Raw genomic sequence first — 15,424 nt, 5'->3', positions numbered from 1 at the left:
GGATAACTCTGACCACCGCAAACGGCAACGGCCGCCCCCGTCGCCGGGCGCGGCCGTTGCTGTCGTCTCGGGAGGAAACTGTCAGGAGCGGTAGTTCTGGATCCGCGTCGTGCGCAGGCCCTGCATGCCCCATTTGTCGATCGCCTTCTGCCAGGCGAGGAACTCCTCGGCCGTCAGACGGTAGCGGAGAAGCGCGTCATCGAGGCTCAGGAGCCCGCCGCGCACGGCCGCCACGACTTCCGCCTTGCGACGAATGACCCAGCGGTCGGTATTCTCGGGCGGCAGGTCACGCATCGTCAGGGGGGTGCCCGTCGGACCGACGACATACTGCTCGCCTTGCTTGTTCACGCGTCGCTCTTGCAACATGGGCTTTTGCCTCATTCACCACCACCAATTGATCGTGAAGATAGCGAGGCGCCGCTAAGGCCGGGTTTAGCGTCGTGGTGAAGGAATGGATAAAATCCATCCTCTCCCGGAACGCCGTTTCGGCCGGTTGTTGAGTAAATCTTCATCTAGCTGAACGCCGCGTTACCTGAAGATCAGCGTTTGATGCTGATAAGTTCGGCCAACATCTCATCCGCAGTGGTGATGATCTTGGACGAGGCGGAGTAGGCGCGCTGGGTGGTGATCAGGCCGGTAAACTCCAGCGACAGATCGACCGTGGACGCTTCCAGCTGGGAAGCTCCGATCAGACCTGCGCCGCCGGTGCCGGGGGCCTTGAGGTTGTAGGTGCCGGAGCCCTGGCTGACCCGGTAGGCATTGGCGTTGGCGACGGCCAGGCTGTCGGCGCTGGTGAAGGTGGCCAGGGCGACCTGGGCGACACGACGGGTGACGCCGTTGTCGAAGATGGCGGTGATATAGCCTTCGTCGTCGATCTCGATGTTCGACAGGTTGCCGAAGGCCGTGCCGTTGGTGGTCACGGCCTGGACGATCGAATCCGAGTCGTACTGGGTCAGGCCGCCCGCCGAGGCGGAGAGATCGAAGGTGATGGTCTGGTTGTCGATGCCGAGGGAGTCGCGCCACTGGGGCGCCACGGCCGTGCCGACTGTCGCGGGGTCGGAGGCGCCGAGGGTGATGGAGGCGACGGACGGATCGGCGAACAGCATGGTGCCCGGAGTCGCGATTTCGGCCGCCTTCATGCCGTCGACGTCGAGGCGGCCGTCCTGGGTGAACAGGACCAGGCCGGACTTCAGGATGCCGTTGGAGGGCGTCGAGCCGTTCTCGATGTCGCTGGCCGGGATGACATGGACTTCCGCGCGCCATTCGTTCGGGTTGGCGGTCTTGATGAAGGAGTAGGCGATCGAGCGCTGGCCGCCCTTGGAATCCGAAGCGGGAATCGTGATCTGGAAGTCGGGCTTGAAGCCTGTGCCGGCCTCGGCATCGTACATGGACATCGAGTTGGTCGCCAGGCTGTAGGTGGCGATGTCGGGTGACACGGCCTGGCTGGACTGCAGGTTGGCGTTCAACTGGGCGCGGGTCGTGGCCTCGGCCGTGCCGCCGACCGAGCCGACGTTGATCGACTTCAGCTTGTTCAGGTCCGACGGGTCGCGGACGATCCCGCCCTCGGAGTCCACCGGCCAGCCCTGGAGGTAGAGGCCGGCGGTGTTCTTCAGATAACCGAACTCGTCGACCCGGAAGGCGCCCGCGCGGGTGAACAGGCGGGCGTCGCCGGCGTCCAGGCCTTCGGCCTTCTCCGTCGCTACGAAGAAGCCCTGGCCGGCGATGCCGAGATCGGTCGAGGATGTCGTGCGCTGAAGCTGACCGGCCTGGGAGATATAGTTGCGAGTCGTGCCCAGGATGCCGCCCGCAGAGTAGCCGGCGCCCTGGTTCTGGGCGTTGACGACGGTCGAGAAGTCGACGGTGGTCCGCTTGTAGCCGACGGTGTTCACGTTCGCGATGTTCTGCGAGATGGCGGCCAGGGCGGCGGAGTTGGCGGTCAGACCGGACACGCCGGCCAGCAGGGCTGAGTTGATGCTCACGACGTGGGCTCCTTAGGAAAGCAACTTGAGGGGGTTCAGGGCATCGGCGATGCGGGCGGCGAGGCTTTTCTCGTCGTCGTCGGCGCTGGCGGCGGAGGCTTCGGCGGCGGCGACGTGGTCCTGCAGTCCGAAGACGCTCGAGACAGGCACGATCGAGTTGCCGATGGTGAGGTAGGGGACGCCGTCGTACATCTCGACGCCGGTGACGCGGCCGCGGGTCAGGACCTGGGACTCGATGGTGTTCGTCCCGTTCCTGGCGGTGACCTTCAGCGAATAAACGCCGCCGTCGGGCAACTGGTCGCCGGCGGTGGTCTTGCCGTTCCAGACGAAATCATGGGTTCCGCTCGTGCGGTCCGGGGCGGGGCCGGTCCAGACGACCTTGCCGCTCGAGTCCAGCGCCTGGAGCGTGGCTTCGGAGGCCGCGGCGCCGAGTTCGTAGGACCAGTTGGCCGAGCCTTCGTCCAGCTTGGTGACGCCCCAGGCCGCCGTGGCGTCCTTGCCGATGTAGTTGGAGGCTGTGCCCAGGCCGCCGCCCTGCTGGGCGTCCAGCAGGCTGGTCAGCAGGTCGTTGGTTAGCAGTTGCTGCTCGACACCGGTCATCTGGGTCAGCTGGGCGGTGAACTCGTTGGAATCGAGCGGCGAAAGCGGGTCCTGGTTCTTCAGCTGGGCGGTCAGCAGCTGCAGGAAGGTTTCGAAGTTCGAGACCAGGCTGGCGCGGCTGGTTCCGGTGCGGCTGCCGGCCTCGTTGGCGGTGATTGCGTCGACCATGGGGTCAGACCTTCATATCGACGCGGTCGGGCGTCAGGGTGAGAGGGATCCAGCGGCCCGGCGTCAGCAGACGGTCGGCGTCCGCCTCCAGCCGCGAGGCGGCGCCGAAGGCGCGGGCATTGCGGGGATCGGGCCGGCGGTCGAAGGCCGAGCCGCCCTGCTGACCGGCGGAGGCGTCGCGCTCGGCGAAGGACAGGGCGTCGTCAGCGACGGTGAAGCCGGCGTCCTGGAGCTGGCGACGCAGCTCATCGGCCCGGCCGCGCAGCTCGGTGGCGGCCAGGGGATTGTCGAAGGCCATCCGGGCGATGAGTTTGCCGTCCGCATCGATGTCGAGGCTGACGTCGACCTGGCCAAGACCCTCCGGCGTCAGGGCCATTTCGAAGCGGGTCGAGCGGCCTTCCAGCTTGCGCACGATCTGGGCGGCGATCTGGGCCGTGGTTTCGATGGTGGCGCGGGAAAGGGTGGAGAGGGCCAGGGACACGCCGGTCTCGGCGGGGCGGGCTTCCGCCGGCTGGGCGGCCGCGGCGAGCGGGGTCGAGACCCCCTCATCGGCGCCGGCCCGGACGAGAGGGACGGGGGGCACGGCAGGCGGCCGGGCCGAGGCCGTTGAGGTCGAGGCCGTAGCTGCGGGGGCGGCGGCCTCCGGGCCGTCGGACGGGGGCGAGGCATCGGGATCGGGGGAGGCGCCGTTCCGGGCTTCGGCGCGGGTCGTCTGGGCGCGATCAATCACGTCGCGGGTGCGGGGCGCATCGACCGGCGCGGCGGTGGCGGCGGCCGGTCCGTCTTCCGCAGGGGCGGTTTCAGCGGAGGTCGAAAGGTCAGCGGAGGGTTTCGCCGGACGCGGCGGCGCCACCAGGACTACGGCGGGCGCGGCGGTCGGAACTGCGGCAGGCATCGGGGCGGCGGCCCTGGCCTGTTCCGCCTGAAGGGCTGCGAGATCAGGCTGGTCTGCCGGCGCGGGAGCGGAGGCCGTGGCGTCGGCCTCGACAGCAGGCATCGCTCCGATCGGTGTGCGGAGCTGCTCTCCCGGCGTGGGCGCCGGCGCCGTGGGCGTCGGAGGGACGAGATCGTCGGATGGCGGGGGCGTCTCCGCTGCAGGGGCAACAGCGGTCGGGGCGGCTTCCGTCGTGTCGGCCTCGACGATGACCGGGGCTGCAGCGACGATCAGGGGGTCGGCGGCGGCGACGATGAGATCGTTTTTGACGGGAGCGGCATCGGCCACGGTTTCCGGAGCGACCTCGACAACAGCATCTTCGGCCGGGGCAGCTTCCGCGTCGCGCTTCGACGCGGAAGCGGCGGGTGTTCTGGCGGGCGCTTCCGGCGGGGCGGACTCGTCCAGGATGGCGGCAAAATCGGCGTCAGGCGTCGCTGCGCCGCGCTTCGGCGCGGCGTGGCCCATGGCGGGTGCGGCAGGAATGGCGAGGCTGGGCGCGGACATGCGTCGGCAGGCAATTCACGACTGGAGGACAAGGGCGCCTGCTGCGCCGGAACATTCGGATGGGCCGTCGCAAGGGTCGGGCCAAGCGTTGCGTTCGATCTCATCCAGCTGTTTTTAATCGATAATTACTCCGTTCGTGCCAGGTGATGTGGTGGGCGTCAGCGACCTTTCTTGCCGCGCAGACGTCGCTTTTTGCCCGGCGCCCTTCCAAGACCTTTCCGGGTGAGAGTCACCCTGTTCCGTGTGTGGCCCGCCGTTTGCGATCTGAATGACCATGGTCCAGTCGCGTTCAGTGATGTTCAAGAAAAACAAGGTGTTGCTCTCGCCGCATAGGCGCACGGCTGGGCAAGACGCGCAGCCTGCCGGGCAGGCCTTGCCGGGCGAAGGGTTAATCGGATGAGCCTGAGCACCATCCTGAACATCGCCAACTCGGGGCTGCAGACGGCCCAGACGCAGTTGCGCGTGGTCTCGGACAACGTCTCCAACGTCAACACGCCCGGATACGTCCGCAAGATCGCTGACCAGGTGTCGCTGACGACCCAGGGCGTCGGGTCCGGCGTCGAGGTGGCGCGCGTACGCATCGCCACCGACCGGTTCCTGCAGGCCGCGTCGCTCAGCGCTGGGGCCGAGGCCAGCCGCCAGGGCGTGCGTTACGAACTGTACGACCGTATCCAGTCGCTGTTCGGCGACCCGGGCGGGGATACGGGCTTCTTTTCCCAGATCGACGACATCTTCGCGGCCTTCGCCGTGGCCGGCGAGGATGCCGTGTCGGGACCCCGCCGTCAGGACGCCCTGTTCAGGACCCAGGCGATCCTTGACGAGGCTGGCCGCATCTCCGGCCAGATACAGGCCGTGCGCGAGGACGCGGACGGCCGGATCCAGAGCGCCATCGAGAAGGCCAACAGCCTGCTGCAGCAGATCGAGACGCTGAACGTCGATATCGCCAAGGCCACGGTGCTGAACGGCGACGCCTCGGGGGCGCAGACGCAGCAGGCCCGGCTGGTCGATGAGCTGTCCAGCCTGATGGACGTGCAGGTGTCGCAGCGATCGGTCGGCGGGGTGTCGATCCGGACAGGCGCCGGCATCCTGCTGGCCGGAGCGGGCGCGGCGACGCTTCAATACAATCGCGCGGGCACGGTCAACGCCGAGACCGGCTTCAACGAGATCTGGGTCACCGAGCCGGGCGGGACCAAGCGCGCCTTCGCCGACGGGCTAAAGAGCGGCGAGATCAAGGGGTTGTTGGAACTGCGTGACGTCGACGCGCCGCAGGCGGCGGAGCGGCTGGCCGAACTGGTCACCCACGTCGTCGACGAACTGAACCGGGCGCACAACGCCAACTCCGCGGTGCCGCCGCCCACCACCCTGACCGGGAAGAACGTGGGACAGGACCTGACGACCGCCCTGACCGGCTTCACCGGCGGGACGACGATCGCGGTGGTGAACCCGACGACGGGTGCGATCACCACCCGCGTCGATCTCGTCTTTTCGGGAACCGGGGTCAGCATCAACGGCGGGGCGGTCACGCCGATGGCGAACTTCCTGACCGACGTGAACACCGCCCTGGGCGGCGCGGCGACGGCCAGCTTCGTCGGGGGCAGCTTGAGCATCGCCGCAACGGGATCGAACGGTGTCGCCATCGCCGACAGCACGGCGACGCCCGGCGCCAAGGCCGGGCGCGGCTTCTCCCACTATTTCGGGATGAACGACCTGATCTCCAGCGAGCGGCCCGCGCTGTACGACCTGGGCATGACCGCCACGTCGGCGCACGGGTTCACCGCCGGCGAGACTTTGAGCTTCCGCTTCACCGGCCAGAGCGGGGCCAGGATCCGCGACATCCAGGTGGCGATCCCGGCCGGCGGGACCGTGGGCGACATACTGACCGCCCTGAACAGCACCGTGACCGGCGTCGGCCGCTACGGCAGCTTTGCGCTGGATGCGAACGGCGAGATGAAGTTCACGCCGCTGGGCGATCCGGCGCCGCGGATGAGCGTGCTCGAAGACACCACGATCCAGGTTCCCTCGGGCGTTTCGGCCACCGAGCTGTTCGGCCTGGGCGGCGGAGTGCGGGCGTCGCGCGCGGACGGATTCACGGTGCGCACCGACATCCAGCAGAGCCCGTCGAAACTGGCGCTGGCCCAGCTGAACCTGGCCGCGCCGGTCGGGACGGCGGCGCTGAGCTCCGGTGATGGACGCGGCGCGCTGACGCTGGCCGATGCGGGCCAGAGGACGGCGCGGTTCTCGGCGGCCGGGGACAGTCCCGGCGGCAACCTGTCCGTGTCGCGCTATGCTTCAGAATTGTCCGGCGAGATCGGCGGGCGGGCCCAGGCGGCCAAGACACGACAAGCCAGCGCCCAGGCATTGGCCACCGAGGCCGATGCGCGCCAGGCCAACTATGAAGGCGTGAACCTGGATGAAGAGCTGGTGCTGATGACCACCTATCAGCAGGCCTTCAACGCCTCCGCCCGGTTGATCCAGGCGGCCAGTGAAATGTACGACACTCTGCTGGGGATGATCTGATGAGCCGCGTTTCGACAACCGGAAACTATCAGTCAGCGTTGCTGAACCTGATGCAGGCGCAGCAGGCCCAGACCGACGCTGGCGAGCGGGTCTCGACCCGCAAGAATGCGACTGACCTGACCGGCTACGGCCGCAGTTCGGAGACGCTGACGGCGTTAAAGGGCGCGGAGTCCCGCGTGCAGGGCTTCCTCAACACGGGTGAGGCTGTGACGGCGCGGCTGGACGCCCAGGACCTGGCGCTCAACCAGATCGCCGATGCTCTGGGCTCCGCGCGCGAGGCGATCGCCAGCGTCCTGGCTTCGGACTCGTCGGCGACATTGATGCTGGACCTGGAGGGCCAGTTCCAGTCGGTGTCCAACGGCCTGAACTATCGCCATCAGGGCGGCTATCTGTTCGCCGGGGCCAACACCACCAACCAGCCCGTGACGGTGGCGACTCTGAGCGAACTGGCAGCCGCGCCGAGCGTGGCCGCGACTCTCGCCAACGACCAGATCAAGGCGGTGTCGCGGATCGCCGAGAACACCTCGGTCGAGACAGGCTACCTCGCCGATGGCTTCAAATTCATCGAGGCCGACGGCGTCACCCAGAGCCACATCTTCGAGATCTTCCGTGACATCAAGGCCTACAATGACAACCCGGCCACCGGGCCGCTGACCGGCAAGCCGACCGATGCGCAGAAGACTTTCCTGACCGCACAAATGAAGCGGCTGGACGCGGCCTCGACCGCGACTATCGACACCGGGGCGCGCAACGGTTCCCTGCAGAAACGCCTGGAACAGATCACCACCAGCCATGAGGCGCAGCAGCTGTCGCTGGAGAAACTGGTGTCGAGCCGCACCGACGTCGACCCGCTGAAGGCCGTGACGGAGTTGCAGCTGTCGCAGGTCGCCGTGCAGGCGTCGGCTCAGGTCGTGGCGCAACTCAGCGAAGTCTCTCTGTTAAATTACTTGAGATAGGTCCACTCCCGGACAGAAGAACGGTCACGCTGGACGTCGTTCCTGAAAAGGAACATACCACGAACGATGACGCAGCTGGATCTCAGAAAGAAGTTGTCGGTGCTGGCTGACGCGGCCAAATACGACGCCTCATGTTCGTCGTCGGGCACGTCGAAACGCGACAGCCGGGGCGGCAAGGGCATCGGTTCGACCGAGGGCATGGGGATCTGCCACGCCTACACGCCGGACGGGCGGTGCGTTTCCCTGCTCAAGATCCTGCTGACGAACTTCTGCATCTATGATTGCGTCTACTGCATCAACCGCGTGTCCTCGAACGTCCAGCGGGCCCGGTTCAGCGTGGACGAGGTCGTCGAGCTGACGCTCAACTTCTATCGCCGGAACTATATCGAGGGTCTGTTCCTGTCGTCGGGGATCATCCGATCGGGCGACTATACCATGGAACAGCTGGTGCTGGTCGCGAAGACGCTGCGCGAGGCGCACGACTTTCGCGGCTACATCCACCTGAAGCTGATCCCGGAGGCGGACCCGAAATTGGTCGAGGAGGCCGGGCTCTATGCCGATCGGCTGTCGGCCAATATCGAACTGCCGCGCGACGAGGCGATGGGGCGGTTCGCGCCGCAGAAGGATGTCGGGGTCATCAAGCAGGCGATGGCGAATGTCCGGTTGAAGATCGAGGCCGCGAAGCCGGCGAAGAAGGATCGCGCCAAGCCTCCGAAGTTCGCACCAGCGGGACAGTCGACCCAGCTGATCGTGGGCGCGGACGGGGCGCCGGACACCGAGATTCTGGACCGCTCGGCGTCCCTGTATGGCGGCTACGGTCTGCGCCGGGTCTATTATTCCGCCTTCAGTCCCATCCCCGATTCAAGTTCGGCCCTGCCGCTGTCGAAGCCGCCGTTGATGCGGGAGCACCGGTTGTATCAGGCGGACTGGCTGATGCGGTTCTACGGGTTTTCCGCGCCGGAGATCGGGGAGGCGGCTACGGAGGGGATGCTGGATCTGGCGATCGACCCGAAGCTGGCCTGGGCGCTGAACCAGCGGGCGCAGTTTCCGGTCGATGTGAATACGGCGCCGCGCGAGATGCTGCTGCGGGTGCCGGGGCTGGGGGTGAAGTCGGTTGACCGGATGATCTCGGTGCGCCGCTATCGCACGCTGAGGCTGGAGGACATCGCGCGACTGTGCCGGGGTATCGACAAGGTGCGGCCGTTCATCACGGCGCTGGACTGGACCCCGGGCGGGCTAACGGATGCCGTCGATCTGCGGCAACGGCTGGTCGGGGAGCCGAAGGCCGAGCAGTTGAGCCTGTTCTGATGCCGATCGCTGAACTGGCGCACGAGACGGATTTCGACGGGTGGCGGAAGGCTGCACGGGCGTTCCGGCTGGCCGGGGCGGAGCCGGCGGCTGTGCGGTTCGTGGTGGCGGGGGCGGAAGGGACAGGCTCGCTGTTTGATACTGTCATCGCCGCGCATCCCGGCGAAGGCCGGGATCCCGTTACCCCTCCGGGAATTTCCCCTGACGCACGCATCCTGAGCCGAGCGGAAACGAGCGACGTCTGTGATCTGGACCCAGGCCTTCGCCGGGGTGCATTGAAAGGGGAGGGGGATGCACGGATTGAAGGGCCGTTCACCGTGCCCAAAGCCTTCGTGGACGTGGCGCAGGAGGTGATCCTGCACCGTTCCGCCGACCGGTTCGATCTGATGTACCGCCTGCTTTGGCGGCTCAGGGACGAGCCGGATCTGATGAAGGTGGTGTCGGATCGCGATGTCGCAGACGCGATGGAGCGGGCGAAGAACGTTTCCAGGGCATCGCACAAGATGAAGGCCTTTGTCCGGTTTCGATCGGTTGAGGACGACGCAGGAGAAGTGTTCGTCGCCTGGTTCGAGCCGGCGCATCGCGTGCTGGAGAAGACTTCGGGCTTCTTCGTGCGGCGGTTCACGACGATGCGATGGTCGATCCTGACGCCGGACGGATCCTGTTTCTGGGTCCCCGCCTCCGCGGGGATGAGCGGGGGTGAATTGTCCTTCGGGCCGCCTGCGAATGCGGCCGACGCGCCGCAGGACGACGAGATCGAGGAGTTCTGGAAGACCTACTACGCCTCGACCTTCAATCCGGCCCGGCTGAAGGTCCGGACAATGCAGGGCGAGATGCCCAAACGGTACTGGAAGAACCTGCCGGAGGCATCGCTGATCGCGGAACTGGTCGCCGCGTCACACGCTCGAACCGAAGTCATGGTCGCCAGTCCGCACACCGAGCCCAACGCACGCCTCGCCAAAGCCATCGCCCGCTCCGTGCGAGATGGATCATATGAGGAGGGTTTCGTCGCGTCCGGTCTGGAAGAGCTGCGGCACGGCGTGCAGGCCTGCCGCCGATGCCCCCTCTATAATGATGCGACGCAAGGCGTGTGCGGCGAGGGACCGAAGAAGGCGCGGTTGATGATCGTGGGCGAGCAACCGGGCGATCAGGAGGATCTGGTCGGGCGGCCCTTCGCAGGGCCGGCGGGTGACGTGCTGAATGCGGCGCTGGAGGAGGCGGGCATCGACCGGGCGGAGGTCTATGTCACCAACGCGGTGAAACACTTCAAGCACGAGCCGCGCGGAAAGCGGCGGCTGCACAGGACGCCGACAACCAGCGAGGTCTCGGCCTGTCGTTGGTGGCTGAATCAGGAGCGGCGGCTGGTGCGGCCGAAGGTGACCCTGGCGCTGGGCGGTACGGCGGCGCTTGGCGTGCTGGGTCGGCCCGTCGCGGTGACCCGGGAGCGGGGCCAGCGGCTATCCCTGTCCGATGGATCGACGGCGATGATCACGGTCCATCCCTCTTACCTGCTGCGCATTCCCGATGCGGAGGCCAAAGGGCGCGAGCGGGCTCTGTTCGTGCGCGATCTCAAGGCGGTGCGCGATCTTCTGTAGCCTTCGCATAACGGTTGTTGCCCAAGGAAGACGGCCCGTCTTTCATACGGTTCCGACACGGCGTTCGGGCATGGGCGATTCGCTCAGGCTCGTCTAAGGGTGGGCGTATGAGGACGGCCGATTTCCATATCGAGGACGCCAGGGGCGACGCGACCGTGCTGAAGCTCACGGGCGACTGGACGACCATGGGGCTCAACCAGGCCGCGATCCGTCTCGGCGAAAGTTTGCGCGGCTACAGCATCGAGCAGGTCGATCTGAGCGAACTGGGCCGGTTCGACACGGCCGGCGCCCTGGCCCTGGTGCAGGCGTCGAATTTCGCCATGCCCGCCAATGCCTTCGACACGCGTCCAGAGGCGGGCCGTATCTATGCGATGGTCGAGACGCTGGAGCGGCAGAGCGCCGAGCCGCCGAAACGCCAGGCCCCCCTGGTGCGCATCTTCTCCAAGATCGGCCATGGCGTGCACGACGCTGCGGCCGAAATTCTGCTGTCGATGGCCTTCCTGGGTCGGCTGATGGGGGCGACGGGCTTCGCCTTCCGGCATCCAGGCGCCATCCGCTGGCCCGCCTGGGTAAGCCAGGCGGAGCGCTCGGGCCTGGACGCCCTGCCGATCATCGCCGTGACCAACTTCTTCATCGGGGCGGTCATCGCCTTCCTCGGAGCCGATCTGCTGACCCAGTTCGGGGCGGGCGTGTTTACCGTGCAGCTGGTCGCCGTAGCCGTGCTGCGGGAACTCGGCGTCCTCATCACCGCGATCCTGCTGGCGGGCCGCTCTTCCTCGTCTTTCGCGGCCGAGATCGGCTCGATGCGGATGAGCCAGGAGGTGGACGCGATGCAGGTGATGGGGGTCAACCCGTTCCAGGCCCTGGTCATCCCTCGCCTGGCCGCCATGGTCGTGATGGTGCCCTTGCTGACCTTCGTCGGAATGGTCTCGGGCTTCCTGGGGGGCATGCTGGTGGTCTGGAGCCAGCTCGACTACGGCCCCGCCTTCTTCATCCAGCGCGTCAGCGAAGACCCGGACATGGGGACGCACCTGATGGTCGGGCTGGTCAAGGCCCCCGTCTTCGCCGTTGTCATCGCGGCCATCGGTTGCCGTCAGGGCATGGCCGTCGCTGGGGACGTGGAAAGCCTGGGACGGCGAGTGACTGCGGCGGTCGTGCAGGCGATCTTCGCCATCATCGCTCTCGACGCCGTGTTCGCCCTGATCTTCCTGGAGCTGAACCTGTGAAGGCGGCCCGGACGACAACAGGCGCGGCCAACGACGCGTCGGGCGTCAAAACGCCGGAGACCCTGATCGAAGTGCGCGGTTTGCTGAGCCAGTTCGGCGATCAGGTGATTCACCACGACCTCGATCTGGATGTCGTGCGCGGCGAGGTCCTGGGCGTCGTCGGCGGGTCGGGCACAGGCAAGACCGTGCTGCTGAACTCCATCATCGGACTGAAAGAGCCGGAGGGCGGCTCCATCAAGATTTTCGGCCATGATGTCGGCGGCGCGACCGATGCGGAACGCGCCGACGTCGAGCGACGCACCGGGGTCCTGTTCCAGCAAGGCGCGTTGTTCTCTTCGCTGACCGTGCTTGAGAACGTCGCCTCGCCGATGGTCGAGCATACCAAACTGCCCAAGGACACCATTCGCGAACTGGCCGAGATGAAGATCGCCATGGTCGGTCTCAAACCCGAGAGCCACCACCAGAAGCCCGCCGAACTGTCGGGCGGAATGCGCAAGCGCGTGGGTCTGGCCCGCGCCCTGTCGCTGGATCCCGAACTGATCTTCCTCGACGAGCCGACAGCGGGACTGGATCCGATCGGGGCGGCGGCGTTTGACGAACTGATCCGCAAGTTGTCGGACGATCTGGGTCTGACTGTTTTCATGATCACGCACGATTTGGATAGTCTGTACGCCATCTGCGACAAGGTCGCGGTGCTGGCTGATAAACAGGTGATCGAGAAGGCCACGGTGCAGGAGCTGGAGAAATCCGACCACCCGTGGATCAAGGAATATTTCCTGGGGCCGCGCGGACGCGCGGCGACCAAGGCGGCGTAGGGACAGACGATGGAACGAGACGCACACTACGCCGCCGTGGGCATAGCCACCGTCGCCCTGCTTGCGGCGCTGGCGGTGTTCGCCATCTGGCTGGCCCGGCTGCAGTTCAACGACGACTACGACATTTACGACATCGTCTTCTACGGGCCGGTGCGCGGGCTGTCGGAGGGCGGCGAGGTGCACTTCAACGGCATCCGGGTCGGGGAGGTCACCGACCTGAACCTGGATCCCGACAAGGGCGACCAGGTCATTGCGCGGGTCAGGCTTAACGGCACGACGCCGGTGCGGGTGACCTCGCGGGCCCAGCTGGAGCCGCAGGGCATCACCGGCCTGAACTATATCCAGATCACCGCCGGTACGGACGGCAGCGCCCTGTTGAAGACCCAGTATCCGGACAACGTCGTGCCGGTGATCCAGTCGCAGCCGTCGCCGATCGCCGAACTGCTGTCGGGCTCCGGCACGGTTCTGGCCCAGACCGTGGACGCGCTGAACCGGATCAACCGGGTGCTGTCGGACGACAATATCCGCAGCTTCTCGACCAGTCTGAAGAACGTCGAGGCGCTGTCGACCGAGCTGGAAGCGCGCAAGGGCATGTTTGAGGACCTTGAGAAGGCGCTGGAGAACGCTAACGGCGCCATTGCCGAATACCGCGCCCTGGGCGTCGACGCGCGGCGCCTGGTCAACGAGGACGGCGCGGAGGCGGTCCGGAACATCAACCAGGCGACGGCTGATGCGCGCGAGGCCATCGCCTCGATCAACCGCACGGCCAACGCCATCGAGGGTCCGGCCGGCGAGTTCGCCACGACCGGCGTACCGCAGCTGCTGGAGGCGATCCAGGGGCTGCAGGAGGCGACGGAATCCCTGCAGGGACTGGTGGACGACGTGCGCTCCAGCCCGCGTGACTTCATCTCCCGCCCGCCGTCCCAGGAACTGGAGGTCCAGCCGTGATCCGCACCCTCGCCCTCGCGGCCATCGCCGCCGTCTTCCTGTCCGGATGCGCGCTTCTGTCGTCGCCGGACCCGGTGCAGCTGTATCGCTTCGGTGACGCGGCGGGCCCGGTCGCGGCGCCGGTCGCCTCGCCGGTGCAGATCAAGCTGCGCGCGCTCGAGATGCCGCAGGCGTCGCAGGGCGACCGGCTGCTGGGCGTCACCGGATCCGAAGCGGCCTACATCGCCGGCGCACGCTGGGTCTCGCCGGCCCTGATGCTGTATAGCGATGCGCTGGAGACCAGCTTCGGTTCCCAGGCGCGGACGGTCCGTCTGATCGGCCGGCGTGAGCTGACGCCCACGACGCGCCTGCTGGACGTCGACGTGCGCGCGTTCGAGACCCGCTATGACTACGCCGGGGCGGCGCCGACGGTGGTGATCACGGTGCGGGCGCGGCTGCTGCGCTTCCCGGAGCGGACCGTGGTGTCGGAACAGACCTTCACGGTCAGCCAGCCGGCCGGCGAGAACCGGGTCTCGGCCATCGTCGAGGCCTATGACCTGGCGACGCGGGATGTGAACACGCAGATCGTGGCGTGGACCGACGCGAACGCGACCACGAACTAGGCTGCCAGTGCGGCGCCCGGGGCGGGCGCTGCGCGGGCGGCGAGCTCGGCGCGGCGCCCCTGCGCGGCCGAGAGTTCATGGGCCGCGGCGGTGATGCTCCCGGTCAGGGCGGACGATGCGTTCGACAGTCGCACGCGGTCGGGGCGGACCTTCTTCGGCCGTTTGCCCGCGAGGCCCAGGGCATCCTGCCAGTCGGCGCGCCAGGCTTCGACGCCGTCGCAGACCTGTTTGAGCACCGCCGGGGCGCGGCAGTCGGCATTCTGGGCCGCGCGCAGCAGAGGCAGGCGACCGATCGCCGTGGCGCGAACGGCCTCCAGCGCGACGAGCCTGGTTTCCAGCGGATGAGGCAGTGAGGCGATGGGCGCGGGCGGCGGTGCGGGTTCGGTCTGTAGCTCGGCTTCCGGGGCCGCAGCCGCCTCCGGTGCAATCTCCACCTCAGGTTCGGCGGACGCTTCCGCGACGACCCCGGCCTTGGATGGTGCGTCTTCCAAGGGTTCGACGGCGGCGATGAGGCCTTCGGCGACGGGTGCGTCTTCGGCGTCCGGCGGAAGGATCGGGTCCGTCGCTCGCGCTTCCCCGGTCGGCGCGATTTCGACGCGTTCGTCGACAGTCTCGACCTGCCCCGGTTCGCTCCTGTCCTCGACGGGCGATGCGGGAGCTCCGTCGTCGGCCTGGGCCTCGACCTGTTCGTGGACCTCTCCCGTCGGTTGGGACGTCTCGATCTCGGCCGAGGGCGCCGCGGATTCAACGGTGGCGGGAGCCGGAGTCTCGTTGTCCAGCCAGATCCGCGCGGCGGCGATATGGGCGTCCAGTTCGGCGATGGCGTCTCGGGTTTCGGACCACAGGGTCTCCAGCGCCGTGCTCTTGCGAGCCAGGGCGTCGGCGCGGTCGCCGAGGTCGGAGGCGGACCGGGCCACGGCGGTGGCGGCGGAGTCCCAGGCGGCGCGGAAGACCTTCAACCGCTTGCCTCGACTGTCGAACAGTCCTGCGAGGCCGCTGCGCGGCTCCAGACGGGCGGGATCGAGGCCGGCGACGTGGTCGCGGACCTGATCCAGCAGAAGCCGGCATTCGCCGAGGTCGCCGCTGCGTGTTTCGGCCAGGGCGCGGTCGTTCAGCGAAGCGAGGGCGGCGTGGGCGTTCTCGCCGAAGGCGGCGCAGGTCTCGGGCTCGTCGACGATGGTGTAGCGCAGCGTGGCCACGCGTTCGGGATCCGGCTTTGGCGCGCCGCCCGGCGGACTGATCGACCCCGCAATATCCATATCACCCTCCGTC

General features: G+C 67.4%; 13 protein-coding genes. 8 read left to right on the top strand and 5 right to left on the bottom strand.

The window, feature by feature from the left end; translation table 11 throughout:
* Positions 1–81: 81 nt before the first annotated feature.
* From ACP7A5_RS07280 to ACP7A5_RS07265, 4 genes are all read right to left on the bottom strand, one after another.
* Positions 82–366, bottom strand: coding sequence for a DUF1153 domain-containing protein (locus ACP7A5_RS07280; protein ID WP_271085516.1), 285 nt, complete (start codon positions 364–366; stop codon positions 82–84).
* A gap of 173 nt (positions 367–539) precedes the next feature.
* Complete coding sequence (locus ACP7A5_RS07275) at positions 540–1,979, bottom strand: flagellar hook-basal body complex protein (protein WP_426041294.1); 1,440 nt, start codon at positions 1,977–1,979, stop codon at positions 540–542.
* Positions 1,980–1,991: 12 nt separating this feature from the next.
* Positions 1,992–2,747, bottom strand: a complete 756-nt coding sequence (locus ACP7A5_RS07270; RefSeq protein WP_426041293.1) for a flagellar hook assembly protein FlgD — start codon at positions 2,745–2,747, stop codon at positions 1,992–1,994.
* A gap of 4 nt (positions 2,748–2,751) precedes the next feature.
* Complete coding sequence (locus ACP7A5_RS07265; protein WP_426041292.1) at positions 2,752–4,185, bottom strand: flagellar hook-length control protein FliK; 1,434 nt, start codon at positions 4,183–4,185, stop codon at positions 2,752–2,754.
* Between the two features lie 396 nt (positions 4,186–4,581).
* Here ACP7A5_RS07265 and flgK point away from each other — a divergent pair, with 396 nt between their 5' ends.
* The 8 genes from flgK to ACP7A5_RS07225 all read left to right on the top strand — a co-directional run bounded on the left by flgK (position 4,582) and on the right by ACP7A5_RS07225 (position 14,152).
* Positions 4,582–6,702 carry a flagellar hook-associated protein FlgK gene (gene flgK / locus ACP7A5_RS07260; protein ID WP_426041291.1) on the top strand — a complete coding sequence of 707 codons (2,121 nt, stop codon included), beginning with the start codon at positions 4,582–4,584 and terminating at the stop codon, positions 6,700–6,702.
* A complete protein-coding gene (locus tag ACP7A5_RS07255) occupies positions 6,702–7,658 on the top strand; it encodes a flagellin (RefSeq protein WP_426041290.1) in 957 nt (318 codons plus the stop codon). The genes flgK and ACP7A5_RS07255 overlap by 1 nt, the downstream gene beginning before the upstream one ends.
* A gap of 66 nt (positions 7,659–7,724) precedes the next feature.
* The gene (locus ACP7A5_RS07250; RefSeq protein ID WP_426041289.1) at positions 7,725–8,966 is read left to right on the top strand and encodes a putative DNA modification/repair radical SAM protein; all 1,242 of its coding nucleotides are present in this window, start codon (positions 7,725–7,727) and stop codon (positions 8,964–8,966) included.
* A complete protein-coding gene (locus tag ACP7A5_RS07245; RefSeq protein WP_426041288.1) occupies positions 8,966–10,561 on the top strand; it encodes a UdgX family uracil-DNA binding protein in 1,596 nt (531 codons plus the stop codon). The genes ACP7A5_RS07250 and ACP7A5_RS07245 overlap by 1 nt, the downstream gene beginning before the upstream one ends.
* A gap of 107 nt (positions 10,562–10,668) precedes the next feature.
* Positions 10,669–11,787, top strand: a complete 1,119-nt coding sequence (locus ACP7A5_RS07240) for an MlaE family ABC transporter permease (protein ID WP_426041287.1) — start codon at positions 10,669–10,671, stop codon at positions 11,785–11,787.
* The gene (locus ACP7A5_RS07235; protein ID WP_426041286.1) at positions 11,784–12,602 is read left to right on the top strand and encodes an ABC transporter ATP-binding protein; all 819 of its coding nucleotides are present in this window, start codon (positions 11,784–11,786) and stop codon (positions 12,600–12,602) included. Before ACP7A5_RS07240 ends, ACP7A5_RS07235 begins: the two co-directional genes overlap by 4 nt.
* Before the next feature lie 9 nt (positions 12,603–12,611).
* Positions 12,612–13,550 carry an MlaD family protein gene (locus tag ACP7A5_RS07230; RefSeq protein WP_426041285.1) on the top strand — a complete coding sequence of 313 codons (939 nt, stop codon included), beginning with the start codon at positions 12,612–12,614 and terminating at the stop codon, positions 13,548–13,550.
* Complete coding sequence (locus ACP7A5_RS07225) at positions 13,547–14,152, top strand: ABC-type transport auxiliary lipoprotein family protein (protein WP_426041284.1); 606 nt, start codon at positions 13,547–13,549, stop codon at positions 14,150–14,152. Before ACP7A5_RS07230 ends, ACP7A5_RS07225 begins: the two co-directional genes overlap by 4 nt.
* Here the strand turns inward: ACP7A5_RS07225 and ACP7A5_RS07220 are convergent.
* A complete protein-coding gene (locus tag ACP7A5_RS07220; RefSeq protein WP_426041283.1) occupies positions 14,149–15,411 on the bottom strand; it encodes a toxic anion resistance protein in 1,263 nt (420 codons plus the stop codon). The two genes, ACP7A5_RS07225 and ACP7A5_RS07220, sit on opposite strands and share 4 nt — an antisense overlap.
* Positions 15,412–15,424 lie beyond the last annotated feature (13 nt).

The sequence above is a fragment of the Brevundimonas sp. TWP2-3-4b1 genome, assembly GCF_049897665.1.
Taxonomy (GTDB): Bacteria; Pseudomonadota; Alphaproteobacteria; order Caulobacterales; family Caulobacteraceae; genus Brevundimonas; species Brevundimonas subvibrioides_B.
This window is presented reverse-complemented; position numbering and strand designations above follow the sequence as displayed.